Source organism: Pseudoalteromonas carrageenovora IAM 12662 (genome assembly GCF_900239935.1).
GTDB lineage: Bacteria > Pseudomonadota > Gammaproteobacteria > Enterobacterales > Alteromonadaceae > Pseudoalteromonas > Pseudoalteromonas carrageenovora.
Genome location: NZ_LT965928.1, coordinates 1702359 through 1728087, shown reverse-complemented (window position 1 = coordinate 1728087; position 25729 = coordinate 1702359). Strand labels below are relative to the sequence as shown.

The 25729-nt window shown below is 39.3% G+C and carries 18 protein-coding genes and 1 pseudogene; 10 read left to right on the top strand and 9 right to left on the bottom strand.

Annotated features, from left to right (window positions below):
• Positions 1–3: 3 nt before the first annotated feature.
• From ALFOR1_RS07810 to ALFOR1_RS07790, 5 genes are all read left to right on the top strand, one after another.
• Positions 4–1995: an acetyl/propionyl/methylcrotonyl-CoA carboxylase subunit alpha gene (locus tag ALFOR1_RS07810; protein ID WP_104642601.1), complete on the top strand. Its 1992-nt coding sequence runs from the start codon at positions 4–6 to the stop codon at positions 1993–1995.
• Positions 1995–2897, top strand: a complete 903-nt coding sequence (locus ALFOR1_RS07805) for a hydroxymethylglutaryl-CoA lyase (protein WP_058549142.1) — start codon at positions 1995–1997, stop codon at positions 2895–2897. The genes ALFOR1_RS07810 and ALFOR1_RS07805 overlap by 1 nt, the downstream gene beginning before the upstream one ends.
• 45 nt (positions 2898–2942) lie before the next feature.
• The gene (locus ALFOR1_RS07800; RefSeq protein WP_104642600.1) at positions 2943–3641 is read left to right on the top strand and encodes a CoA transferase subunit A; all 699 of its coding nucleotides are present in this window, start codon (positions 2943–2945) and stop codon (positions 3639–3641) included.
• A gap of 14 nt (positions 3642–3655) precedes the next feature.
• On the top strand, positions 3656–4312 hold the full coding sequence (locus ALFOR1_RS07795) for a 3-oxoacid CoA-transferase subunit B (protein ID WP_104642599.1): 657 nt from the start codon (positions 3656–3658) through the stop codon (positions 4310–4312).
• A gap of 336 nt (positions 4313–4648) precedes the next feature.
• The gene (locus ALFOR1_RS07790; protein WP_058549139.1) at positions 4649–5530 is read left to right on the top strand and encodes a LysR family transcriptional regulator; all 882 of its coding nucleotides are present in this window, start codon (positions 4649–4651) and stop codon (positions 5528–5530) included.
• Between the two features lie 697 nt (positions 5531–6227).
• On the opposite strand, the gene ALFOR1_RS07785 is transcribed toward ALFOR1_RS07790, so the two are convergent.
• Entirely contained in the window at positions 6228–7001 is a 774-nt protein-coding gene (locus tag ALFOR1_RS07785) for a type 2 periplasmic-binding domain-containing protein (protein ID WP_227006930.1), read from the bottom strand.
• 105 nt (positions 7002–7106) lie between these two features.
• Entirely contained in the window at positions 7107–8396 is a 1290-nt protein-coding gene (msrA, locus tag ALFOR1_RS07780; protein ID WP_104642598.1) for a peptide-methionine (S)-S-oxide reductase MsrA, read from the bottom strand.
• 195 nt (positions 8397–8591) lie between these two features.
• Here msrA and pxpB point away from each other — a divergent pair, with 195 nt between their 5' ends.
• The 4 genes from pxpB to ALFOR1_RS07760 all read left to right on the top strand — a co-directional run bounded on the left by pxpB (position 8592) and on the right by ALFOR1_RS07760 (position 13193).
• Positions 8592–9260: a 5-oxoprolinase subunit PxpB gene (pxpB, locus tag ALFOR1_RS07775; protein ID WP_104643641.1), complete on the top strand. Its 669-nt coding sequence runs from the start codon at positions 8592–8594 to the stop codon at positions 9258–9260.
• On the top strand, positions 9253–10185 hold the full coding sequence (locus ALFOR1_RS07770; RefSeq protein ID WP_104642597.1) for a 5-oxoprolinase subunit C family protein: 933 nt from the start codon (positions 9253–9255) through the stop codon (positions 10183–10185). Before pxpB ends, ALFOR1_RS07770 begins: the two co-directional genes overlap by 8 nt.
• A gap of 511 nt (positions 10186–10696) precedes the next feature.
• Positions 10697–12370 (top strand): asparagine synthase B, encoded by a 1674-nt coding sequence (gene asnB, locus ALFOR1_RS07765; RefSeq protein ID WP_089347599.1) that lies wholly within the window; start codon positions 10697–10699, stop codon positions 12368–12370.
• Between the two features lie 37 nt (positions 12371–12407).
• The gene (locus ALFOR1_RS07760; RefSeq protein ID WP_331852083.1) at positions 12408–13193 is read left to right on the top strand and encodes a PhzF family phenazine biosynthesis protein; all 786 of its coding nucleotides are present in this window, start codon (positions 12408–12410) and stop codon (positions 13191–13193) included.
• Positions 13194–13199: 6 nt separating this feature from the next.
• On the opposite strand, the gene egtD is transcribed toward ALFOR1_RS07760, so the two are convergent.
• Complete coding sequence (egtD, locus tag ALFOR1_RS07755) at positions 13200–14174, bottom strand: L-histidine N(alpha)-methyltransferase (RefSeq protein WP_104642594.1); 975 nt, start codon at positions 14172–14174, stop codon at positions 13200–13202.
• Entirely contained in the window at positions 14171–15442 is a 1272-nt protein-coding gene (gene egtB / locus ALFOR1_RS07750; protein ID WP_104642593.1) for an ergothioneine biosynthesis protein EgtB, read from the bottom strand. Before egtB ends, egtD begins: the two co-directional genes overlap by 4 nt.
• A gap of 463 nt (positions 15443–15905) precedes the next feature.
• Here egtB and ALFOR1_RS07745 point away from each other — a divergent pair, with 463 nt between their 5' ends.
• Positions 15906–17486, top strand: a complete 1581-nt coding sequence (locus ALFOR1_RS07745; protein WP_104642592.1) for a BCCT family transporter — start codon at positions 15906–15908, stop codon at positions 17484–17486.
• Between the two features lie 159 nt (positions 17487–17645).
• On the opposite strand, the gene ALFOR1_RS07740 is transcribed toward ALFOR1_RS07745, so the two are convergent.
• The 5 genes and pseudogenes from ALFOR1_RS07740 to trhO all read right to left on the bottom strand — a co-directional run bounded on the left by ALFOR1_RS07740 (position 17646) and on the right by trhO (position 25713).
• Positions 17646–18356: a 3'-5' exonuclease gene (locus ALFOR1_RS07740; protein ID WP_104642591.1), complete on the bottom strand. Its 711-nt coding sequence runs from the start codon at positions 18354–18356 to the stop codon at positions 17646–17648.
• The gene (locus tag ALFOR1_RS07735; protein ID WP_104642590.1) at positions 18356–20254 is read right to left on the bottom strand and encodes a DUF294 nucleotidyltransferase-like domain-containing protein; all 1899 of its coding nucleotides are present in this window, start codon (positions 20252–20254) and stop codon (positions 18356–18358) included. Before ALFOR1_RS07735 ends, ALFOR1_RS07740 begins: the two co-directional genes overlap by 1 nt.
• Before the next feature lie 142 nt (positions 20255–20396).
• Positions 20397–23477, bottom strand: coding sequence for an efflux RND transporter permease subunit (locus ALFOR1_RS07730; RefSeq protein WP_104642589.1), 3081 nt, complete (start codon positions 23475–23477; stop codon positions 20397–20399).
• A gap of 2 nt (positions 23478–23479) precedes the next feature.
• Positions 23480–24491: pseudogene (locus tag ALFOR1_RS07725) on the bottom strand (efflux RND transporter periplasmic adaptor subunit).
• 214 nt (positions 24492–24705) lie between these two features.
• Positions 24706–25713 (bottom strand): oxygen-dependent tRNA uridine(34) hydroxylase TrhO, encoded by a 1008-nt coding sequence (gene trhO, locus ALFOR1_RS07720; RefSeq protein ID WP_104642588.1) that lies wholly within the window; start codon positions 25711–25713, stop codon positions 24706–24708.
• Positions 25714–25729: the final 16 nt, after the last annotated feature.

Below are 25729 nucleotides of genomic sequence, written 5' to 3'. Positions count from 1 at the left end.
ACTATGAACACACACACTTTAAAAAAGATATTAATTGCCAACCGTGGTGAAATTGCATGCCGTGTAATGCGAAGTGCAAAACAAATGGGCCTAACGACAGTTGCTGTTTATTCTGACGCCGACAAACATGCACAACATGTAAAAATGGCTGATGAGGCCTACCACATTGGCCCTGCACCAAGTAAAGACTCATACCTAGTCGCCGATAAAATTTTGCAAGTAGCTAAAAATGCAGGCGCTGACTGTATTCACCCAGGTTATGGATTTTTATCTGAAAACAGCGAATTTGCTAAAGCCTGTGAAGCAAACAACATTGCGTTTATTGGCCCACTTGCAAGCAGCATAGAGGCTATGGGCTCTAAAACCCGCGCTAAAGAAATAATGGCCGGTGCCAATGTGCCATTAGTGCCTGGGTATTATGGTGATAATCAAGACCCTGCTTTTTTACAATCTGAGGCTGAAAAAATTGGCTATCCCGTGCTTATTAAAGCGGCCTTTGGTGGCGGCGGTAAAGGCATGCGCGTTGTTGAGCAAGCTAACGATTTTATAACTGCACTTGAGGGCGCACAGCGTGAAGCAATAGCCGGTTTTGGTAACGACTTAGTACTGCTTGAGCGCTACGTTAACCAGCCTCGCCATGTTGAAGTACAGGTATTTGCCGATAACCACGGTAACTGTGTTTATTTAGGTGATCGGGATTGTTCCCTGCAGCGCCGTCATCAAAAAGTTATTGAAGAAGCGCCAGCGCCTGGTTTAAGCGATGAACTACGTAAAGAAATGGGTGAAGCCGCAGTACGCTGTGCCCTGGCAATAAATTACAGAGGTGCAGGAACCGTTGAGTTTTTGCTGTGCGGTGATGAGTTTTTCTTTATGGAAATGAACACGCGCCTGCAAGTAGAACACCCTGTGACAGAAATGGTAACTGGTGTAGATTTAGTTAATTGGCAAATTAATATTGCCGCTGGGCAAACGCTGCCATTAACACAAAGTGATATTCAATTACAGGGTCATAGTTTTGAAGCGCGTATTTATGCAGAAGATCCAAGTAACGACTTTATTCCCTGCTCGGGCACAATAGAAGCGTTAAGCACACCACTTAACAGTGAGTTTGTACGTATTGATACCGGTATTGCACAAGGCGATGAAATAAGCCCGTTTTACGACCCTATGATTGCAAAACTGATTGTGCATGATGATAACCGAGAGCAAGCATTATCGCGTTTACGCCATGCACTTGAGCAATTTCACTTAGCGGGTTTTAGCACTAACATTGGCTTTTTACATAACTTAGCAAGCCACCCTACGTTTGCTCAAGGTGCGCCAAGTACCCACTTTATTGCTGAGCAAGGTGATGCATTGGTGAGTATAGATAGTATCGCACTTGAAAAAGCACACGTAATTGCAGCCTTTACCTACCTTGAATCGCTTAGCGCTAAAAACGCAGCTGTTCAAAGTTCAAGCCCTTGGCAACAATTAAGTGGTTTTACGCTTAATGCACCGCAAAAAGTGGATGTTCCATTTACAGATTTACCTATAAACGCCGTTAAAACTAAAACGGGTTATGTCATTAACCATAATGAAAAACCGTTTGAGGTTACCGGTGAAATAATCCAAAACGTATGCAGCGTGTTTATTAATGGCGAAAAATTTACCGCCCACGTAAGCCACGTTGATAACAGTATTAGCGTGATGTTTGCTGCGCTGCAAATCAAGCTTGCTCTAAATACTAAACATTACATTAGCAGCCACGAAAATGACGCATTGCCACTTGCTGCGCCACTTAATGGCACAGTAGTTAAACATTTAGCTGATGTAGGTAGCACCATTACTAAAGGCGATGCGGTTGTTATTATTGAAGCCATGAAAATGGAATACACGCTGAGCGCTCCACACGATGGTATTTTACAAAGTTATTGTTTTGCCGAGGGCGAACTTGTAACCCATGGTGCCCTACTTGCAATTGTAGAAGATACCACGGCGCAGGAGGCATCGTAATGACCGCCTTTCCTAAAAAAGTGCGTATTGTAGAAATGGGTGTCCGCGATGGTCTGCAAAACGAAAAAGCGGTGTCTTCAAAAGATAAAATCACCTTAATTAATGCACTCAGTGATGCAGGCTTAAAAGATATAGAAGCAGGTGCATTTGTATCACCTAAATGGGTGCCACAAATGGCCGACTCAGCAGACGTGATAAAAGCGCTTGATTTACCCCACGTAAATTTAAGCGCCCTTACGCCTAATTTAAAAGGTGCCCAAGCTGCACTGGATGCAGGTGTTAAAGAATTTGCTATTTTTACTGCTGCAAGCGAATCGTTTTGCCAAAAAAACATAAACTGCAGCATTGATGAGAGTATTGAACGCTTTAGTGAAGTAATGGCGTTTGCAAAAGCCAATAACATACGCGTGCGTGGTTATGTAAGCTGCATTGCTGGTTGCCCATACGAAGGTGACATAGCGCCACAAAAAGTGCTAGAAGTAACACAAAAGCTACTTGCACTTGGCTGTTATGAGGTAAGCCTTGGCGATACCGTAGGAGTTGGTACCGCCAATAAAATTACCGAGGTGTTATCTTTATTATTACAACACATAGATAAGACTAAATTAGCGGTTCACTTTCATGATACTTATGGCCAAGCGCTCACAAATATTTACGCAGCACTGAGCTTAGGAATAGCAACGGTTGATGCCGCTGTTGCAGGCCTTGGCGGGTGCCCTTATGCAAAGGGTGCGTCAGGAAATGTTGCCACTGAAGATGTGGTTTACTTACTCAATGGGCTTGGCATAACGCACGGAATTGATTTACAAAGGTTAAGTAACGCAGGTTGGCAAATTACGCAAGCACTAGGTAAAGCCCCTGTAAGTAAAGTGGCAATTGCACTGCACAACACACAAAAATAATAGTTTGACTCGCCAAATGGCAGTTAACACAATGAGGAGAGTCTCATGGCCGGTTTTGATAAAGTGGTTTCTAGTTACGAAGCTGCAATGGCAGGTTTAAAAGATGGCGATACCATAATTGCTGGTGGTTTTGGTTTATGCGGTATTCCTGAGGGCTTAATTAAACAAATTAAGCACATGAAAACCAAAGAGCTAACGGTAGTTTCTAATAACTGCGGTGTAGATGACTTTGGGTTGGGTATTTTACTCAAAGACAAACAAATAAAAAAAGTTATTGCCTCATACGTTGGCGAAAACGCCCTATTCGAGCAACAACTTCTTAGCGGCGAAATAGATGTAGAGCTTACCCCACAAGGCACGCTTGCTGAAAAAATGCGTGCAGGCGGTGCGGGTATCCCGGCGTTTTATACCGCCACAGGTTACGGTACGCCTGTTGCTGAGGGTAAAGAGGTAAAAGAATTTAACGGTCGCCCTTATATTTTAGAAGAGTCTATAACGGGTGAGTTTGCCATTGTAAAAGCGTGGAAAGCCGACCGCTTTGGTAATTTAGTATTTAGACACACCGCTATGAACTTTAACCCTATGGCGGCAACAGCAGGTAAAATTACCGTTGCCGAAGTAGAGGAAATTGTAGAACCCGGTGAGCTTGAGCCAAGCCAAATTCATACCCCAGGTATTTTTGTAAATCGCGTTATTAAAGGTAACTTTGAAAAACGCATTGAACGTGTAACAACACGAGATTAAGCAGGAGCACAGTTATGGCATTATCACGTGAACAAGTTGCAATGCGCGTTGCACAAGAACTTAAAGATGGCTACTACGTTAATTTAGGCATAGGAATTCCGACACTCGTCGCAAACTATGTACCTGATGGTATTGAAGTTATGTTACAGTCAGAAAATGGGCTTTTAGGTATGGGTCCCTACCCAACAAAAGCCGAGCTAGACGCAGATATGATAAACGCGGGTAAAGAAACCGTGACAGCTGCAACAGGTGCAGCCATATTTAATAGTGCAGATAGTTTTGCCATGATACGGGGTGGTCATGTAGACTTAACCGTTCTGGGTGCATTTGAAGTAGACCAAAGCGGCAACATTGCCTCGTGGATGATCCCCAAAAAGCTGATTAAAGGCATGGGGGGCGCAATGGATTTAGTCGCTGGGGCAAAGAATATTATTGTTACTATGACCCATGCAAGTAAGCATGGTGATTCTAAATTGCTAGAAAACTGCTATTTACCGCTTACAGGCGTTAATTGCGTTAAAAAAATAGTAACAGATTTAGCCGTATTAGAAGTTAAAGACGGCGCATTTCATTTATTAGAACGTGCTCCTGGCGTATCAGTTGATGAAATAATTAGTAAAACAGCAGGTAAATTACTTGTTGACGGTGAAGTACCAGAAATGGTTTTTTAAATTATGTTACTAATCACATAAATTTGAATAGCTTTACCATGTACCGACCTCATTCCCAGTGCCAATGGCGCTGAGTTACCCAAAATCCCTCGCAAGAGGGATTTTTTTTGCCTATTACTGTCTTATTCATACATCTGTAGTAAATTTATATCTATAATAGCTTTATAAATAAAATGTAAGCGCTTAGATTAATTGCACTAATTTGTAGATAGTCTGCACCTTTTTTGTGAACTAGCGTCAATTTTATTTTTAACTAATTGATATTATTATATTAAATAGTTGGTTCGATTTTTGCCTTAGATAGGCGTCTTAATAAATTAAATAATACTGGAAAACATGCAAACTCCTATACGTGGCCTCCGCTCTTTTTGCTTTGCAGCAAGAAGTTTAAGTTTTAAGCATGCAGCCAATGAGCTGTACTTAACGCCGTCTGCGGTAAGCCATCAAATAAAACAACTTGAGGAACAACTTGGAATAGAGCTATTCCAACGTAAAACACGCTCTATTAGTTTAACTACAGCAGGAAAAAACTTTTTTGATGCTATATCTCCCATTATTAGCACCCTGGAGGGCACTATTAATGAGTTTAGTCAAATGCAACAAAATACTAATTTAACAATTACATTGCCTGAATTTTTTGCCAGCGAATTGCTTATGCCAAAGCTAAGTGAGTGGACGTCAGAGCATCCTAATATAAACTTGCAAATGGATACGCTAAAAACCCGTAAAGAGTTAACGCGTCATAGTGATTTATCGATTGTTTTGTCATCGAGTAAACCCACTGAAGGCTTAGCTACAGAGCTGTTTAATCTTGAGTACATACCTGCATGTAATGAAAAGCTTTTAAAGCAATGGAAAGACGATCATTGCCAAGCGCTTAATCAAGTACCGCTTATTCTACACAAAGCGCGCCCGTGGGCATGGCATCAGTGGGCTGAAAAAGCCGGGATTGATGACTTTTCGCCTACACAAATTATTCAGATAGACAGTATGTTTGGTGTAGCACGGGCAGCACAGCAAGGTATAGGCATTTCACTTATCCCATTACCAATTAGTCAAAGTTGGATTGATGAACAATGGTTATATAAACTTTTTGAGCGGCCCCTTACCACTAAAGATAAATATTACTTAGTTCAGCATGAAACTAACACACCCAATCCGGCACTAGATTTATTTGCAAAATGGGTTGTATCTACTTTTCGAAAAATTCAAAGTTAACTTATATAGGGCGACGAGCACCTAAAGCACGCAATACTACTTTTTAATTATTTAAAAATAGTTACTTAATCGCCGCCCTATTATTCCCCTTTGCGATCTTTTAGTTTTACTTATTAATAAACAAGCACTTAAAAACCAACCCTAGACTAAAGTCTATAACTTAATTTTTTTCACTTATTAGTTTTATTTTTATCGTTTGTCGAGTTTGTAGGTTTATTTTAAAGTTAATCCATCGCAAACAAGCAATGAAATATCTTTAGTTATTTAAAGTAATTTATTGTTTTGCACCAAATAAATGCAACCTTTTTAGAGGTGATAGCTCTAACTAGGTAATAAAAGAATCTTATATTGTGTGTGTAAGATGTTGTCAGTGTGAAAAAGCAGTTCAAGTTAGGTGGTGACTTAATTTGAACTGTTTTTTATTCCACCAACTCCACGCAGTAATAAAATTAGCTACGTTGTAGCAAACCGAATCTTATATTGTGTGTGTAAGATGTTGTCAGTGTGAAAAAGCAGTTCAAATTAGGTGGTGACTTAGTTTGAACTGTTTTTTATTCCACCAGCTCCACCCAGTAATCAAATTAGCTACTTTGTAGCAAACCTAATCTTATATTGTGTGTGTAAGATGTTGTCAGTGTGAAAAGCGGTTCATGTAAGGTGGTGACTTTATATGGGCCGTTTTTATTATCCCCCCTATTTATTCAATGATTATCTTATGCTTTAGCTTAAGTGCATTTATTTTTTGCTTATTGTTTTTTAAAAAAGCATTAAATTTTTCAACTAACTTAGGATAATTTATTGTAGATAATAAAAAGGCTTGTTCATCTACTGGTAAATGGTGCTGAAAATAAACCGGCACTGTGGTGTCAAAAAACGCGCCTAAGTTATATTCAAGTACATCATGAGATATGTATATGCAGTCTATTCGCTCTTTGTATAGTAAGTAGATCATTTCGATTACGTTGTTGGTTTCAACTACTTTTAGTGATGGCTTGGTGGTGAGTTCATTTAATCCTTGCAAAGTAAAACCGCGCACCTTAGCAAGTGATTTACAGTCTTTGAGTGTAATGTTTTGTTTTAAACTTGCTATGCCTGTATGAGTAACTAAAGAGGGTTCAGAATAATTAATGGCTGTATTAAGCGTCTGTTTGTAACCCACTTGCCAATTAGGGTTATCAGGATATTTAAAGTCTACGTGGTGATGCTCTATAAACTCTTTATACAATCGTGGAATAGGTAGTGAATAAAACTCTAGTTTTATACCCTGCTTATCAGCAAACATTTCTAATAAATCACGGCTAAAACCATAGTAATCAAGTTTATTTGTACCGCTACCATCGTAGTAAGGAAGGTATTCTATATTTTCTACACCGACTACGTACTTCTCAATTGGCTGGGCTGCTACAAAGCTCGTAGTTATAGCTCCATAAATCAGCGCTATGTAGTTAAGCAATTTAATAATGATGTTCATCCTATTTTAAATTCTTAATTTAATTTATATATCATAGTCATGATTTGTTAAAGTTTTCCTATATAAATAGTAAAGCCCGATTAAATCGGGCTTTACTATTTATGTTTAGCTTTTATCACGTGGGATAAACTCAAGCACCGTTGCATTAATACAGTAACGGTCTGTGCCTCTTGGCCCTTCGCCTGGAAATAAATGCCCTAAATGAATACCTGTGCTTTTAGATTTAAGCTCAATGCGTGTCATACCCCAGCTACTATCATCGTGTTGAGTGACACTATTTTTAACAGGATTCTTGAATGAAAGCCAACCAGTGCCTGAGTTAAACCTATCGCGTGTATCAAATAGTGGCTCACCACTTAGCTTATCTACAAACGTGCCATCGGGTGTGTTTTTAAACTCTTTGTACTCTTTACAATAAGGTCTGTCTGTACGGGCATTAAAAGCAACCTTATAGGCATCACTATCGCCTAATTTAAATGCGCCTAATGCTTTATAAAACTCCTCTGGGCTTGCATAACCTTGACGACTGTATACTTCTTCACCATTTTCTAAAAAAAGTATGGTAGGCGTAGCCCACGTTGCCGATTTAATTTTTAAACCTTCAAGCTGATCTGCATGACGAAACGACATAGGCACTGTGCCTTTATAATCGTTAGCCACTGCTTTTTTAAACTTTTCACAGTATGGGCAGTACTCTCGTGAATCAAGAACAACAATTTGTTTGCCGGTTAAAAGCATGGCGTTATCAACTTTTTCAGTTGGTTTTTTATTAAAAACAACACCGGTAGAATGATCTGGGCAATAACCATTTGGGTTCTTTTCGAGATAATTTTGGTGATACTCTTCGGCTGATACAAACCCTTCAAGCGCTTTAATTTGAGTGGTTATGTTGCCATAACTAGCGGCAGTTAATAATTGCTGATACTGCGACTTAACTTGGTTTGCAATTTCGGCTTGTTTATCTGAAGTGGTTAAAATAACTGAGCGATACTGAGTACCGACATCGTTACCTTGGCGATTTATTTGCGTTGGATCGTGGCTTTCAAAGTAATTTTTAAGTAAATCCTCTGAGGAAATAATATTGCTGTTATACATAACTTGTACAACTTCAGCGTAATTATTTTCATCAAACCGGCGTGATTGATCAGTAATGTTATTATACGTTGCTTTAAAACCGCTTCCATCAGCATAACCCGACTCCGCATTAATCACGCCATTTAGCGCTTCGTAACGTTTTTCAGCTCCCCAAAAACACCCAGAGCCTAATACTATGGTTTCAACATGCGTTGTGGCTTCTAAATTACTGTGTTCTACTTTTTCCATCGATAAAGCAAAACTACCTGCGCTAAATATAATAGCTGCGCCCGATAAATATAATAAATGCTGGTGTTTCATAAAATGCCTCTTAAACATGTACGTGCTAAGTAAGACCTCCTTATCGTGTTTTTAATTTCATCTATACGTTTATAAGTAACCAGAGTTCAGGTTAGCTTGAAGAATTTATTTATGCCTATTCATTCATCGCAACACTATGAACTAATTAATTTATCTGTGTTAGCGTTAGAGCATGTTGTTTTAATCGGGTTATTTATGAGTCAAATCCCTTACATTTATGCATTAAGTAACAGCTCATTACTCTTTGATGCATCGCATTTAGAGCCAGATAACGTACTCTCCATCCAAAAGAAAATTTGGGCACTTACAGCACATTGTAAACAAAGCAGCGACTTTGCTGATGTAGTACCCGCGATGAACTCTCTTACCTTGTATTTAAAAAACGCTGAAAATTTAAATAAATGGCAAAAATCACTATTAGCAATTTGGGGCGACATTAAAAATGCGTCTTTTAAATCTCAGCATCATAAAATTAATACTGTTTATAACGGCAAAGATATAGCCTACGTTGCAAAATATAATAATTTAACCACTGAAGACGTTATTAGTATCCATAGTAAAACCCACTACCACGTTTTATTTTTAGGTTTTCAACCCGGATTTGCTTACTTACATGGACTTGATGAACGTTTGCAGACCCCTAGGCGCAGTGAGCCCCGCACAAAGGTACCAAAAGGGTCTGTTGCCATTGGTGCTGACAAAACAGCCATTTACCCAGCCGACACTCCTGGCGGTTGGCATATTATTGGACACACTAACACTTTATTATTTGATCATACTCTACAAACCCCATGCTTAATTAACCCAGGTGATACGCTTGAGTTTGTTCCGTGTAGTTTAAGCGAGGCTATTAAACATGATTAAAGTGATAAAACCGGGTGTTCAATTGAGCGTTCAAGATCTTGGTCGTACAGGTTATAGACACTTAGGGGTAAGTAAAACAGGCAGTTTAGATCCCTACTCACAAATTATTGCTAATCGTTTAATTAATAATAATGACAACGATGCAGTGCTTGAGATCACTGTTGGTTTATGCGAGTTGACGTTTTTATGCAGTACCGAAATAGCACTTCATGGTGCCGACTTACAAGCAAGCATTGATGGTGAACCAATTTACCCAGGCTGGAGTTATAACGTCAAAGCCAATCAAACTATGTGCTTTAATACAGGTCGCGCAGGCTTAAGAGCCTATTTAGCGGTTAAAGGTGGTATTAAAACACCGCTTATTATGGAGTCGCGCGCTACTGATTTAAATGCATGTTTTGGCGGGCTTAATGGCAATGCGCTTAGCGCAGGCGATATTTTACCTATAGACGAATACATTAATAATGACTTTAAACAAACAGGTGCGTTAACCCCTGCTAAACGGCAAATAATTAGGGTTCACTCAAGTCCACATAGCAACACCCTTGGTCAAGAAATTACAGATACTTTTGTAAATACACGCTTTAAGGTATCCCACAATAGTAACCGCATGGGAGTCAGGCTTGAAAACGCAGCCAACTCCCTTAAACATACTCACTCACTGCCATCAATAGGCGTTAGCCCAGGGAGCATACAATTACCCCCAAACGGTGAACCTATTGTATTACTAAATGATGCTCAAACTACTGGTGGCTATCCTCTACTTGGGACGGTAATAGAAGCTGATCTTCATCAGTTCGCACAATTTAGACCGGGCGATTCAGTAAAGTTTGAATACGTCACGATTGAAGATGCAGCTAAAGCGCAGCGCAAATTAAATGGCCATTTAGAACAGTTAAAAATTGCACTTAAATATAAAAGGTAACCTGTCATAAAAGTGCCTCATGTTGTGTTTTGTAAAAAAATATGTTTGAAATTAAATAACCAAGGCACTTTTAATTAAAAGTCACGGCGTAAGCCTTCCCCATAAAGTAGTATTTGGAATGTATAGCAAATGCTAGAACCCATAAATGGCTCATTGTAAGTATGCTTTGATATTATTAATGCTACACATTTTAGATTTAAATTTAATGGATACTTTGCATTTGTCTTCTATACATCACGCACCATCATGATGCTAAAATTATATGTAAATGTAGCTTATAAACACGCTCAAGCTCACGATAGCTCAAGCATTGAACAGCAATAATGGTGTAAAAACAATCATTGCAACCACATTTTAACCTTTTTGGTGCACTCAACTTTCCCTTGGTGCATAAATTATTCTTAATTAATTGTAAAAGCAGTGTGACTTGAGTAATTATTTCTGATAAAACAAGGTTTCGCAGCATCGCAAAGTTGCCTTGCTGCACACATAATAGGAATGAGGAGTTACTATGTGTTCAATTTTTGGTGTATTAGATATTAAATCTAACGCCGCTCAGTTGCGTACCCAAGCAATTGAAATGTCTAAGCTGCTTAGGCACCGTGGTCCTGATTGGTCTGGTGTTTATTCATCTGAAAAAGCGATTTTAGTGCATGAGCGCCTAGCCATTGTTGGCGTATCAAGCGGCGCACAGCCTTTATACAACCCTGAAAAAACAAATATTTTAGCGGTTAATGGCGAAATTTATAACCACAAAGAACTGGCAGCAGAGCTAAATGTTGATTTCGAATTTCAGACTCAGTCAGACTGTGAAGTTATTTTAGCGTTATACAAACAAAAAGGTCCTGAGTTTTTAGATGACCTAAATGGTATTTTTGCATTTTGTTTATACGATGAAGAAAACGATGCTTACCTAATTGGTCGCGATCACATTGGTATTATTCCACTTTACACTGGCCACGATGAGCACGGTAACTTTTATGTTGCCTCTGAGCTTAAAGCGCTTTCACCAATATGTAAGCACATTGAAGAGTTCCCTCCGGGTCATTACCTTTATAGTAAAGATGGAGAGCTTAAGCCTTATTACAAACGTGACTGGGAAACTTTCGACGCAGTTAAAGATAACAGCGCAGAAGCTCAAGACGTTAAAGAAGCATTAGAAGCTGCAGTTAAGCGCCAGCTAATGTGTGATGTGCCTTACGGTGTGCTACTTTCTGGTGGTTTAGACTCATCTGTTATTTCGGCTATTACACAACGATTTGCAGCTAAACGTATTGAAGATAATGATGAAAGCGATGCATGGTGGCCTAAGCTTCACTCATTCTCTGTTGGTCTTGAAGGTTCACCTGATTTAGCGGCTGCACAAAAAGTGGCTGATATGATCGGTACTGTTCACCACCCTATCATTTTTACTATTCAAGAAGGTATTGACGCACTACGTGAAGTTATTTACCACATTGAAACGTACGATGTAACCACTATTCGCGCATCAACCCCTATGTATTTAATGGCTCGTCAAATTAAAGCAATGGGTATTAAAATGGTGCTTTCGGGCGAAGGTGCAGATGAACTATTTGGTGGGTACTTATACTTCCATAAAGCGCCAAACGCACAAGAGTTTCATGAAGAGTTAAACCGTAAAGTGTCTAAACTGCATATGTTTGACTGTTTACGTGCTAATAAATCAATGGCGGCTTGGGGCGTTGAGGCACGTGTACCGTTCCTTGATAAAGAATTTGTTGATGTTGCAATGCGCATTAACCCTGAAGCAAAAATGTGTAAAGATGGCAAAATTGAAAAACACATTTTGCGTGCAGGCTTTGACGGCTACCTACCAGAGGAAGTGTTATGGCGTCAAAAAGAGCAGTTTTCAGATGGCGTTGGCTACAGCTGGATTGATACATTAAAAGAGTTTGTAAACGAGCAAGTAAGCGATCAAGAACTTGCTAACGCTAAGTTTAAATACCCTATTAATACACCAGACTCTAAAGAAGCATACTACTACCGTACAATTTTTGAAGAGCATTTCCCAGGTGATGCATCAGCTAAGTGTGTACCACATGGTAAGTCAGTGGCGTGCTCTACCCCTGAAGCACTTGCTTGGGATGCATCATTTCAAAATAATGCAGATCCTTCTGGCCGTGCTGCGGGCGTTCATAACGACGCATATGCAAGCAAAGGCTAAACGCTCTTGTTTAACGCAGCATAGGCCTTTTTGGCTCATGCTGCGCTTTATTAAACATACCTTTACCGAATCTGTTTTTTATAGCCATAAACTTAACTTATTAGGCTCAAGTACCTTAATAGTTATTTATAAAAATGGGCTTACCTCTAAAATGATGCAGCATATAGCATCAAAGTCTAAGCACCCTGCTACCGTATTTTTAAATCTTAATGAAATATCCAAACCCAGATGTAAAATTCGTTGGTTTAATCAAAAAAACGAAATTAAACGCTGCGGACATGGGTCGTTAGCGGCCGCTAAATGCTTAATAAATCATTTTAATTACTGCCCTAAAGTATTTGTGTCATCCTCTGATGAGCTATTTAATATAAATATTAAAAGGCAAAAAGCACACCTCAAATTACAAACACTTAGCTTTTATAAAACAAACTATACAAAAGATCTAACTACTTTATTTTCCCTCCCTATTAAAGCGACATACAGTAGTGCAAATAAAAATGGTTATACAGTTTTGCTATTTGATTCAAAAGAAGATTTAGAAAACTTACAGGTTGATTTTAACGGCTTAGCTAAAGCTCATAACAATGCAGTTATTGCGCTGAGCATGTTAAGTTTTAACAACGAGAAAGCAGTGGCGCATTTTAGGTACTTTGCACCGCAATTTGGCGTAAATGAAGATGCAGCCACAGGCTCTGCGGTATCGGTTGTTGCGCCAATCATATTTAGACTAACCGGTTTAAATAAAGTTAAGTTAGAGCAAAAATCAAGTAATGGTGCGTTGTTACAGTTTATATATAACAACGCTCATGTTGAAGTGAGTTAAATAAGCTTATTGCGGTCGTAATAAGCAAAGTGCAAAGTAGTTGCTATCATCCTGCCATGTTCGCTCTAAGTTTAAGTTAGCTTGCCCTGCAAGTTGTTTAAACGACTCAAGAGTATACTTATGTGAATTTTCAGTATGAATACTTTCACCTTTAATAAAGTCTACTCGTTGGTTATTTATCACCACACTTTGGTCGCACTTACTCACCAAGTGCATTTCTATGCGGCTATGCTGTTCGTTAAAGCGCGATTCGTGACTAAAGTTATCTAAATCAAAAGTACCATTAAGCTCGTTATTAATTCTTTGTAGTAGGTTTTTATTAAATGCTGCGGTAATACCCGCTTTATCGTTATAGGCATCAAGTAATACTTGGCGCTCTTTTACTAAATCAATGCCAATTAATACATAACCATTAACACCACATAAGCGGTGAAAGTTATTCATAATTTCGATCGCTTTTACTGGTGCAAAGTTACCAAGTGTCGAGCCTGGGAAATAAACTAAGTTTGTTTGGCTATCTAGGGATGTATCTTTGGTTAGCTGCTTTACCATTTGACTATGAGTAAAGTCGCCGAGTAGTGGCGAAATAGATAACTCAGGAAATAACGGCGATAAATGCGCTAGGGAGTAGTTGAGCATTTCTGATGATATTTCAAAAGGAACAAACGTATTAACATTGCTCATATGAGCAAGTAAATACGCAACCTTTTTACCCGAGCCACAACCAGGTTCTATTATTGATAGATTTTCAGGAAGCATATTTGCAATTGCTTTTGAGTAATCCTCTAAAATAGCCAGTTCTGTACGTGTAACGTAATATTCTTTTAGTGACGTTATTTGCTCAAATAATGCAGCGCCTTTGTCATCATAAAAATACTTACATGGAAGTGTTTTTTGTTGCTGTGCGAGCCCGCTGAGTACATCGGTTAAAAACTCAGTGTCGGTTATGTTGCACTGTTTTATTGCTGTTAGTTGGCTCATTGTATGTCCTTTGCTAGTCTAATTCCGCTGCACATCCACGCTTGGTGTGGGTAATAAAAGTTTCTATAGGTTTGTCGCAAATGGTTTTTTGGTGTAAGTACACACCCGCCACGTAACACCATTTGATTGTTCATAAATTTACCATTGTATTCGCCAGCTACTCCTTCAATTGGTTTAAAGCCGGGGTAAGGTAAATATGCGCTATTCGTCCACTGCCAACATGCATCATTTAATTGCTCTATGTTTGCTTCACCTTTTGCTTGCGCCGGCATTAAGTAGACATCAACCTTTTTATACACCTCACTATTTTGAGCTGCATACTCCCATTCAAATTCAGTTGGCAAACGCGCTTTTGCAAAATGAGCATAAGCACTGGCCTCAAAATAATTAACATGGCAAATGGGGGCGTCTAAATTTAGTGGCTGTAGCCCATAATGTGTAAATTCGTACCACTGTTCATTAATGCATTGCCAATATAGCGGTTGCGTTAACTGATTTGCTTGAATGTTTGCCCAGCCATCACTCAACCAATAATCGGCGGTGTTATACCCACCTGCATTAATAAACTCTAAATATTCGCCATTAGTAACTAATCTGTTTGCAAAGCTAAATGGATGAATGAGTACTTGGTGCTTTGGCTGCTCGTTATCGTATGCAAATTCGGCTTCTGCATTAGTACCGATATTTATAATTGCTTGGTCAAACTCTATAAACTCAATAGCTTTAACGTTATCTTGTATGTCTGTTTGGTGCTGTGATTCAGAAAGGTACTTTGGATATAAAGGATTGACAGAAAAATTATATTTTATATCCATGAGCATTAGTTCTTGATGTTGCTGCTCATGATTTAAGCCCAGTTCAATAATGTTTTTAATATGATCATCAAATGAGGTGTTTAGTAACTCAGTTACATGCTTATCCACGTAGGCTCTGTAAGCTATTACTTCTTCAAGCGTTGGCCTTGATAAACTTGCGCGGTTTGCACGCTTAAATTGCTCTCCTATGCCGTTATAGTAAGAGTTAAATAACATTTTAAAATGTGGATTAAATACACCGTACTGCTCATCATAGACACTTAATAAAAACGTTTCAAAAAACCATGTTGTATGTGCCAAATGCCATTTAATGGGGCTTGCATCTGCCATCGCTTGTAGCTGGCAGTCTTCAGCACTGAGGGAAGCAATAATATTTAAACTTTCGCTTCTTATATTTATAAAGCGGTTAACCAACTCATTGTTGTGGGAGGTGCTTGCAGCGCTCTGACTCATAATAGTATTAATCCTTTGCCTATTTACTTAAAATATAGCCTAGACCTTGAGTAGTGTTAAATCATATTCATATTACAACTTGATTAAAGTAAAACATCAGCCTATAAAATAATAACAACTCTCATTAGTAAGTATTAAACAATAAAAAATAATATGATCTTTTTTATTTTATTAAGTACCATAATGCTTTTAATACCAAACTATTTTTTAACGCTCACTGAACTTATCAATTTTAGATTAAACATTACTAAATCATAATTTTGGCTATATAAACAGCGTTTTAAATACAAATTCATTTACATTTAATATTTAACTCATACACTAGTAGCTGTATGATCACTCTTCAAATTAGTTAGTCTTCAAATAATCACAGTATTACTTTTTACTTAATATTTAAAGGCTAATGTAATTCGATATAACGCCGATTTATTTTGGCTTGTTAGGACAACAATAGAGGTATTGCATGAAGGAAAATCATGACAAATATAGTATCGACAATACGGATTACACCGTAGGTCAGGATAATGTACAAAAATGGGGCTTTGATATACACAACCCTGTTTTTGGTATTAGTGCAGGCCTGATTGTCATTTTTTTAATCGCCATTTTGGTTACTGAGCCGCAAACTGCAAAAGCCGCACTTGACGGTGTTAAGCTCGATATTATTAATAATTTTGATGCTTTATTTATGTGGGCAGCAAACTTTTTTGTATTATTTTGCTTAGCATTAATTGTATCTCCTTACGGTAACATTCGCTTAGGTGGAGATGATGCTAAACCATCACATTCTCGTATCTCTTGGCTTGCCATGTTATTTGCTGCTGGTATGGGTATTGGCCTTATGTTTTGGGGCGTAGCAGAACCTGTAGCCTATTTTACTGGCTGGTATGAAACACCACTTAACGTAACAGCAAATACACCTGAAGCTGCAAAACTTGCCATGGGTGCAACTATGTTCCATTGGGGATTACACCCATGGGCAATTTACGCAGTTGTTGCGCTCTCTTTGGCATTCTTTACCTACAATAAAGGGTTACCCCTTTCAATTCGTTCTATTTTTTACCCAATATTGGGCGACAAAGCTTGGGGCTGGCCTGGTCATATAATTGATATTTTAGCCGTGCTTGCGACTTTGTTTGGCCTTGCTACATCGTTAGGTTTAGGTGCTCAGCAAGCATCTGCTGGTATTAACCACGTATTTGGAACAGATGGCGGTGTTGGCTCTCAAATATTAGTTATAGTGGGGGTAACACTACTGGCTATTATTTCAGTTGTGCGCGGTATTGATGGCGGCGTAAAACTTTTAAGTAACATTAACATGTTAATTGCTTTTGCATTATTAGTGTTTGTTTGCTTAGTGGGTTTTGCTGTTGCTATGGGTAATGTACCTAATACTATTATGGGTTATGTTGAAAATATAATTCCTCTTAGTAATCCTCATGGTCGTGAAGACGAAACATGGATGCATGGCTGGACTGTATTTTATTGGGCTTGGTGGATTTCGTGGTCACCGTTTGTAGGTATGTTTATAGCACGCGTATCACGTGGTCGAACTATTCGAGAGTTCTTAATTGCGGTATTACTAATCCCTACGCTAGTTACTATTTTATGGATGTCGATTTACGGCGGTATTGCAATTGATCAAGTGGTTAAAGGTGTTGGTAGCTTAGGCACAAACGGTTTAACCGATGTACCGTTAGCCATGTTCCAAATGCTTGATGAACTACCTATGGCTAATATTTTATCGTTTATTGCTATTGTGTTAGTGTTAGTATTTTTTATTACTTCGTCTGACTCAGGCTCGCTTGTAATAGACTCTATTACAGCAGGCGGTAAAATTGATGCACCCGTGCCACAGCGTATCTTTTGGGCATCGGTAGAAGGCGCTATTGCAGCAGCTCTACTTTGGATTGGTGGTACAGAGGCTATTCAAGCGCTTCAAGCAGGTGCAGTATCAACTGGCTTACCATTCACCATTGTATTATTACTTATGTGTGTAAGCTTATTATTAGGTTTACGTACTGAGCCACGCTCAGCTAAGTAAATAAGTAATATATTTTAAACACTAAAACGCCGCATTATTGCGGCGTTTTTTATGTTTACAGTTAAGCCCTAATGGCTCTTGTGAACAATGTAATCACATTATGTAGACTCTTCCCTTCAGGGCAGCAAGACCTACTAATACCATCACTCAAGGCTGCTGTTAGCTTAAAATCTCACTCAGTGTTGTATCGCTTCTGTAATGATATTGAATTTGCGCCATTAACAGCTCTGCCGTTGCTAATGCGTCAATTAACGCATTGTGATTATGATAAGCAGGCAGTGAATAGCGTTTTCGACAATCATTTAACCTTACTGAGCCTAACTTACTTTTAAATAACCGCCCTAGTAACCCTTGTCGTGCATGTAGCGCTTTTCGTTCTATTTCCATTGTATCTACTAATGCAAACTCAATTCCTTCGCTTATACGAGCTAATAAAGCATTATTTAAAAAGTGACGTTCAATGGCGGCATAATGCACAACAACAATTTTACCACTTAACGCATTTAATAAAGGCCCTAAAATAGAGGCTAAGTCAGGAGCTTCATCTACTTCTGAGTGGGTAATACCATGAATAACTATGGATTCTTCACTTAAGCTCTTTCGGGGTTGTACAACCCAGTATTTACTTTGCTTGCAAAACACTCGCTCTAAACTAAACGGTACTAAACCAACACTCACAATATCGTCCACTTCGCTATTTAGACCAGTCGTCTCAAAATCTAAAGCCACAAAAGGAACATCTTTTAGAGGGGTTTTAATATCACTGAATGCATGAGTATAAAAATGCCTTAAAAAAATATTTCTAGTTTTAGAGGCATTTTGCTGATATTTTTTTTCCCAATTAGCTTTGTTATACGAGCGGTTACTCATCAGTGTTTTACACCTACATTTGCAGAGTAACTAAATTTTAAATAGCTTTGTGCTTTTTCAAGTATTGCAAACGCCTCTTTTAAATTACGCTGCTCAAACGGTGACAATAAATGCGGGTCTAGGTCATTATCTGGCTCTTCACCTTGCTCTATTTGCCAAGCCTGGTGACGTATCCGCATCATGGCGATGTATTCCAGTGAATCTCGTAAATCTTGTGCCTTACCTTCTGGAAGTAACTTGGCCTCTATAATATCCTCTAAGCGCTCAAACGAGTTTTGCTTACGAGAGCCAATGGCTAAAGCATGTACTCTTATTACATCTGACAGAGGTGCTGTTCCTCTACGCTTTAGGTTCATTGAGCGCTTGTGCTGGCCATTATGCTCAAGGACAAACCCTTTAAAAAAGCCCAGAGGTGGTGTTCTATTACGTGCGTTTGAAGCCATGTTTGCTAAAAACACTCTATTAGTTTTACTTTGCTTAGCAATAAATTTTTTAAGCTCTTCCGCCCACTTGGTTTTGCCCCATACACCATCTAAATCAAAAAATATTGAGCTATTTAATAACGCTTGCGGCTTAGGCTGCTCAATCCATTGTGTAAATTGATCAAACCACTGCGAGCGTGTTTTACGCCACTTTTTAAATGACGCCATAATTTCGCCATCACAATAGGTATAGCCACATTGCGCTAAGCCATCGCATACAAAATCAGAAATATTTTGAAAGTAATCGTTGTGCTTATCGTCATCGTAACTGTCATCTAAAATAAGCGCGTTATCTTGATCGGTTACAATTAGCTGCTCATCGCGTGCCATTGAGCCAAGGGCTATAAAACAATACGGAACAGGTGGCGGGCCAAACTTTTCTTCAGCTAAGACCAATAAACGTTGCTTAAATGTACGCCCTATTACGGCCATTGCAGTGCCGACCATATGCGAATTTGCATCTTCGTTTACCATACGTACAAAAACATTGGGTAATTGGCGCGCATAGTGTGCTAAATCTTCGATTGTTTGTTGCGCTAATATTCCGCGTACTAACAATAAGCTACTTTGTGACTCATAGCGTAAAATATCAGAAAGAGAAATAACCCCAATTGGGCGGCGTTTTTGAACTACAGGTAAATGGTGTAAGTTGTCGCGAAGCATAGCTAGTACCGCTTCAAACACATACGCGTTTGCATCTAACAATACCAAATTAGTTGACATAATTTGCTCAGCTTTTACGTTAAGCGCTAAGCCCTCTGCAACCACTTTAGTTCTGAGATCTCTGTCGGTAATAATACCTGCGATTTGGGCGTCATCTTCTTCTGGGTCATCACTAATTGGCTTATTAACATCGGTAACTAAAACTGACGAGACAGCTTCTTCAGTCATAATTTTAGCTACATCTTGTACTGTGGTTTGCGTATCAACAGTCACAACATCACGATGAATCAAGGATTTTACTTTTGCAGTGGTTAAGTCATTCCCGTCTGCCTGCTCAACAATTGCTTGGCGAAGGCGTACATTGCCATCTTCTTCAAAGTAATCTGCAAACGAATCAAATTCATCACAATAGCGATTAAATATGTCAACGTTAATACAATAAACAAGCGTATCTTCTAGTGCTTTAGCAGGAAAGCGGACTTTGCGATTCATAAGTAGGCCCATTTGACCAAATATTCCGCCAACTTCTAAACGATTATAGAGTTCGTTGTTACGACGATATATTTCGACAGAGCCACTTCTAATAACAAATAAATCTGCTATGTCTTGGCCAAGCGTTAAAATGTCGGTTTGTGATCGGTAATAAGCTACTTCAACTTGTTGAGCAAGCTCGTTTAGAGCCTTAGTTGGTAAATCATCAAATGGTGGGTGCTGCGCTAAAAACTGCGCTATTTCAACTTGTTCAGCTTGCATTGGGGATTCCTTGTGAGCACACAATAAGGCATGTATATGCTTAAGTGGCTATCTTAACAAACAAATATAGCCAAGCAAGATTTAACTAATAGCCACAACTCTTTAAAATTAAAAGTGTAGTGGCTATAATTATAATTGCACTTTAAGTTAGCTTTTCAAGTTCTTGTTCAAGCTCTTTAGATTCATCGCCTCGAGGGGTTGTAAACCGTGCTAAGCCTAAATAAATAACAGGCGTAAGGTAAAGCGTAAACAAAACAGCCAGTGCGAGGCCGCCAAATACCACCCAACCGATGGCATTACGTGCTTCAGCACCTGCCCCTGTAGACATAATTAATGGTAACGCACCTAACAAGGTTGATATAAGAGTCATGGTAATTGGTCTTAAACGTACTAATGCGGCTTGTTCTACTGCATTTCTTACTGATAACCCTTGGTCGCGTAATTGATCGGCAAACTCAACCAGTAAAATGGCGTTTTTAGCAATTAAACCTATCAGCATAACTAAGCCGATTTGAGAATATATGTTTAACGATGTTCCCGTTAAATAAAGCGCTAAAATTGCAGAAGTAATCCCAAATGGTACGGTTATCATAACTACAATCGCGCTGTTTACATTTTCAAACTGAGCAGCCAACACTAAAAATACAATTAAAAAAGCCAGTACATAAGTTACAAGTACTTCGCTAGATGTTTCCTCATAAGTCAGTGCTTCACCTTTAAACGCAAGTGCAATACCTGGCGCTAGCGATTGCTCAGACACTAACTTAATTTGTTCAACCAACGATGCAATAGTTAATCCTTCTGGCAATTCCATACTTAGCTCTATAGAGCGGCGCTGCGCATGTCGCTCTAGTTCAGCTGCTACGCCTTCTTCAGAAATATAAGCCACACTACTCAAAGGCACTAAGCTGTTATTACCTGCCCTTATGTATAAATTAGCCAAATCGCTCGGATCGTTTATTGTTTGATTCTGTGCTTGCAACATTATGGGAACAGATTGATCACCTATGTTTAAATCTTCAATATCATCGCCATTAATGGCCGCTCTTAGTGTAATAGCAATGTCGCTGAGCGCAACGCCAAGCTCTTGTGCGCGTCGTCTGTCTATATTTACTCTAAGCTGTGGTTGTGAAGGCTGATAAGAAATACGCACAGGTGCAACTTCGGGTACTGCTTTTTCAAGTGCTGCAGAGAACTGCTGAGCGACTTTGAATATTTGCAAGTAATCTTGCCCTAGTAAAGCAATCTCCACACCACCTCCTTGGCCACGTAAATTTAAACTATTGGCACCGCCTGGAAATGCAGGAGCACCGGGAATATTACCCAAGGGCTCACGAATTTTGTTGATTATTTCTTGTTGGCTAAAGTGCCTTTCATCCCAGTGTTTCAGTGGCACAGTAATAAATACGATATTTGGATCCCACTGGCCAACTACGGTGTAAATTGATTCTATTTCGCCACTATCAATAAAGGGTAATAAAATATCTTCCATTTTTATGGCTTGTCTATCCATAAAATTAAGCCCTACACCATCAGGTCCGCGTGCAAATATACGTATTTTTCCGCGATCTTCACTTGGCAATAATTCACTGTCTAAACTCGTATATAAAGCGCCAGAGCCACCTGCAACTAATAAACAAGCAATAAACGTAAGCCATGCATGATCAAGCACCCTATGAATTGATTTTGTATAAATACCACCAAGCCAGTGGCCTAGCTTTGCAAATGGATGAAAACCACCCTGCTTTAGCTTTAATTTAGAGGTAAGTGCAGGGACTAAAGATAGCGCTACAAAACTTGATATAATAACCGCACCTGCAAGTACACCACCAAACTCTCTAAATAATCGCCCTGCAGTTGAAGGTAAAAAGGCGATAGGTATAAATACAGCAGCCAACACGGCTGTAGTTGCCACTACTGCAAAAAACACTTCTCGTGTGCCTATTACCGCAGCTGCACGCCTACCTAGCCCTAAGCCTCGTTGTCGCTGAATGTTTTCGCTTACTACAATGGCGTCATCAACAATTAAACCAGTAGCAAGTACAAGGGCGAGTAACGTTAAAATATTAATCGAAAATCCAAGTGCCCATATGAGTGCGAGCGAGCCAATTAAGGCAACGGGAATTGCAAATGCCGGTACGAGTGTGGCCCGCCAAGAGCCGATAAAAACCCATAGTGTTATCACTACTAATAGTACAGTAAGCAATAAAGAGTAAATGACCTCATCAACTGAGCTTCTTATAAACTGTGCATCATCAGAAGTAAGGGTGAACTCCATTTCAGGAAAACGTGTTTGCATACTGTTGATGAGCTTTAGCACTTCGTCAGATATCTCTATTGTATTTGATTGTGCTTGGCGAATTATTTCCATGCCTATAACAGGTTTACCATTAAGTCTTACCATAGAGCGCGGATCGGCAGGCCCAAAGTAAACAGCTGCAATATCGCTAATACGGGTATCGCCTTGAATTATTATGTCGCCCACTTGTTCAGGGGTTATCGACGTAGCATCAGCTCGCACGATAATTTGCTGATCGTTTGCCTTTAAGCTCCCTGCTGGTACATCAAATGGCGCTTGGCTAAGTACTTGTGCTACATCTGGGATAGTTAAATTAAAGCTGCTCAGTTTAAGCGGGTCGATTCGTACTCTTAATACTCGCTCTCTATCACCGTTTAAACGTACATCAGCAACCCCTGGAATAGTTAAAAATTGTGGGGCTAAGTCAACATCAACTCTCTCAGTTAGTGCTTCAAGCGATAAACTACCACTGGAGACCGTTAATGAGACAACGGCTTCTGCATCATTATCGGCTTTAATAATTGATACTCGCTCAACTTCTTCAGGGAGATCGCGTTGAACGCGCGCTACCGATTCTCGCGTTTCATTGGCGGCATCGTCTAAATTAATACCTGGTCTAAACTCAACGACAATACGCGAGTTTCCTTCTTCACTTTGCGCTCGTATGGATTTAACACCACTTACGCGAGCTACCGCACCTTCTAATTTACTGGTTACTTCAGTGTCTACTGTTTCTGGGGAGCCACCTGGAAATGGAGCGGAAACAGTAATACGCGGCCTATCTACATCAGGAAGCTCTCTAACCTCAACCCCTGCAATAGCTGCAATGCCGGCAATAATAATAAGTAAGTTAAGTACCACAATGAGGACTGGGCGGCGAATCGCCATTGATGGTAAGTCTTGCATCATAGGTTGCTGTTTCATACCTACTCCTGCGTATCTGCTGCATTGAAGCTTAGCGCTTGCTGAGTACGCAAGCGCTGTACGCCTTCAATAACTAAAATATCATCTTTATTTAAAGGCCCAGATACTAATAAACGCCCTGAAAGACGCTGCTCTATTTTTACTTCAACGCGTGTGGCTTTGTTATCAACACTTGTCCACACATACGGCCCCGTTGCTCCCCACAGTAATGCAGCTTCTGGTATTGCGGCATAATTATCACCTAACACTTCAATATGAACTCTAAAACTCATACCCGGTAAAAACTGCTGGTTGGCGTTGTTTAGCTTTGCTTTTACACGCAGGGTACGTGTTTGGGGATCGATTCTTGAATCTATGTAAGCAATTTCAGCCTTAATTGGCTTTTCTGACTGCCACGGAAATACTGTTATATTGCTCTTATTACGAAGCATAGATATAGCTGACTCTGGCGCATTAAAATTAATGTACAAATCACTGGTATCATCAATACTCGCTATTTCAGTTAGCTCAGAGATTCTATCGCCAACTTCTACATCAGTGAGGCCCATAATACCGTTTAAAGGGGCAATAACTTTTCTATCCTCAAGCTCTGTTTGTGCTTGAGTTAAAGTAACTTTTGCAAGTTCAACAACCGTTTTAGCATCATCTACATCACTTTTTGGCACAGCCCCCCTTGGCTTGGCTTTGCTGTAATCGCTCTAGTATTCGTTGCGTATCAGCAAGTTTAATTTTAGCTTCATCAAGTGCGGCTTTTTGTCTACGTGAATCAAGTTCGAGTAAGGTCTGGCCTTTTTTCACTTTATCGCCTGGTTTAAAATGTACAGCGGTTACCCTATCACCCACCGCTGGGTATAACATAACTGAATGAATAGCCTCAGTATTACCAACAGCTTGAACTTGTTGCTTAGCACGCTCGAATGTTAGTTTTTGTACCACTACATTTGCACTTATTGCTGGTAAAGTAACAAATACTAAAGCACTAAACATGCTGGTTAATAAAATTCGCGATTTCAAAGTAACACCCTAATTAATTATTATTTACATTACCGTACGAAGTTTAACAGCTGTTTGATCAATAACTAGGTTAGAGCGATAAATTGGCAGAACAATGAGATGAAATAGCGTTTGTAATACCAATTTAAGCATAATCTAAACCAGCGTACTTATGTGGTAGCTAAAACAAAAAAGCCCAGCAAAAGCTGGGCTAATAAAATGTAATATATAAATATTATTTACCGCGCTGAGCATCCTTTTGCGCTTTTTTAGCTTCTTTACGTTGCTGTAAAACAGCTTGGGCTTCATTACCAATGTGCCCTTCGCCACGCGCTTTAGCAAGCTCAATTTGCTTTTGACGTTCAGCAAAACGAGCGCGTTGCCCATCAGTCACATCATCAATACAATGGTGACACGATACACCTTCCATGTACTCTGGTTTTTGCTTTTCTTCTTCAGTGATTGGCATACGACACGCATGACACTGATCGTATGAGCCTTTTTGTAAATCATGATTTACCGCTACACGGTTATCAAATACAAAACACTCGCCTTCCCACATGGTTTCTTCTTTTGGTACTTCTTCTAGGTATTTTAAAATACCACCTTCTAAGTGATAAACCTCGTCAAAACCTTGCTCTTTCATGTAGGCAGTTGATTTTTCACAGCGAATACCGCCGGTACAAAACATAGCCACTTTTTTGTGTTTTTCAGGGTCTAAGTTTTCTTTAGCCCACTGCGGGAACTCGCGGAAAGTTTTAGTGTTAGGGTCGACTGCATTTTGAAAAGTTCCGATTTCTATTTCGTAATCGTTACGTGTATCAATAAGAATAACTTCAGGGTCAGATATAAGTGCGTTCCATTCATTAGGCTTAACATAGCTACCTACCACTTTAAGTGGGTCAACACCTTCAACACCCATGGTAACGATTTCGTTTTTAAGCTTTACTTTTGTACGGTAAAACGGACATTCGTCATCGTATGACTCTTTAGTAACTATATTTTTAAGGTTATCTTGGGTGTCTAACCACGCGAGTAAGTTATCTATACCTTCGCGTTTTGCCGATACAGTACCGTTAATACCTTCAGCTGCAAGTAATAAAGTACCACGTACTTCGTTTGCTTCCATTACTTCTAAAAGTGGTTTACGTAGCGCTTCAAAATTGGGTAAGCCTACAAACTTGTACATTGCACATACTACAAAGTGCTCGTTTGTTACATTATCTTTATGAACAGCAGTCATTTTTGTTTCCTATTTT

Excerpts from the sequence above, each read along its gene's own strand:
- asnB (WP_089347599.1), top strand. The coding sequence starts at position 10,697 with ATGTGTTCAATTTTTGGTGTATTAGATATTAAATCTAACGCCGCTCAG.
- egtD (WP_104642594.1), bottom strand. The coding sequence starts at position 14,174 with ATGAGCCAACTAACAGCAATAAAACAGTGCAACATAACCGACACTGAG.
- ALFOR1_RS07760 (WP_331852083.1), top strand. The coding sequence starts at position 12,408 with ATGCTGCGCTTTATTAAACATACCTTTACCGAATCTGTTTTTTATAGC.
- ALFOR1_RS07745 (WP_104642592.1), top strand. The coding sequence starts at position 15,906 with ATGAAGGAAAATCATGACAAATATAGTATCGACAATACGGATTACACC.
- ALFOR1_RS07805 (WP_058549142.1), top strand. The coding sequence starts at position 1,995 with ATGACCGCCTTTCCTAAAAAAGTGCGTATTGTAGAAATGGGTGTCCGC.
- pxpB (WP_104643641.1), top strand. The coding sequence starts at position 8,592 with ATGAGTCAAATCCCTTACATTTATGCATTAAGTAACAGCTCATTACTC.
- ALFOR1_RS07740 (WP_104642591.1), bottom strand. The coding sequence starts at position 18,356 with ATGAGTAACCGCTCGTATAACAAAGCTAATTGGGAAAAAAAATATCAG.
- ALFOR1_RS07785 (WP_227006930.1), bottom strand. The coding sequence starts at position 7,001 with ATGAACATCATTATTAAATTGCTTAACTACATAGCGCTGATTTATGGA.
- ALFOR1_RS07770 (WP_104642597.1), top strand. The coding sequence starts at position 9,253 with ATGATTAAAGTGATAAAACCGGGTGTTCAATTGAGCGTTCAAGATCTT.
- trhO (WP_104642588.1), bottom strand. The coding sequence starts at position 25,713 with ATGACTGCTGTTCATAAAGATAATGTAACAAACGAGCACTTTGTAGTA.
- ALFOR1_RS07800 (WP_104642600.1), top strand. The coding sequence starts at position 2,943 with ATGGCCGGTTTTGATAAAGTGGTTTCTAGTTACGAAGCTGCAATGGCA.
- ALFOR1_RS07735 (WP_104642590.1), bottom strand. The coding sequence starts at position 20,254 with ATGCAAGCTGAACAAGTTGAAATAGCGCAGTTTTTAGCGCAGCACCCA.
- msrA (WP_104642598.1), bottom strand. The coding sequence starts at position 8,396 with ATGAAACACCAGCATTTATTATATTTATCGGGCGCAGCTATTATATTT.
- ALFOR1_RS07730 (WP_104642589.1), bottom strand. The coding sequence starts at position 23,477 with ATGAAACAGCAACCTATGATGCAAGACTTACCATCAATGGCGATTCGC.
- ALFOR1_RS07790 (WP_058549139.1), top strand. The coding sequence starts at position 4,649 with ATGCAAACTCCTATACGTGGCCTCCGCTCTTTTTGCTTTGCAGCAAGA.
- egtB (WP_104642593.1), bottom strand. The coding sequence starts at position 15,442 with ATGAGTCAGAGCGCTGCAAGCACCTCCCACAACAATGAGTTGGTTAAC.
- ALFOR1_RS07810 (WP_104642601.1), top strand. The coding sequence starts at position 4 with ATGAACACACACACTTTAAAAAAGATATTAATTGCCAACCGTGGTGAA.
- ALFOR1_RS07795 (WP_104642599.1), top strand. The coding sequence starts at position 3,656 with ATGGCATTATCACGTGAACAAGTTGCAATGCGCGTTGCACAAGAACTT.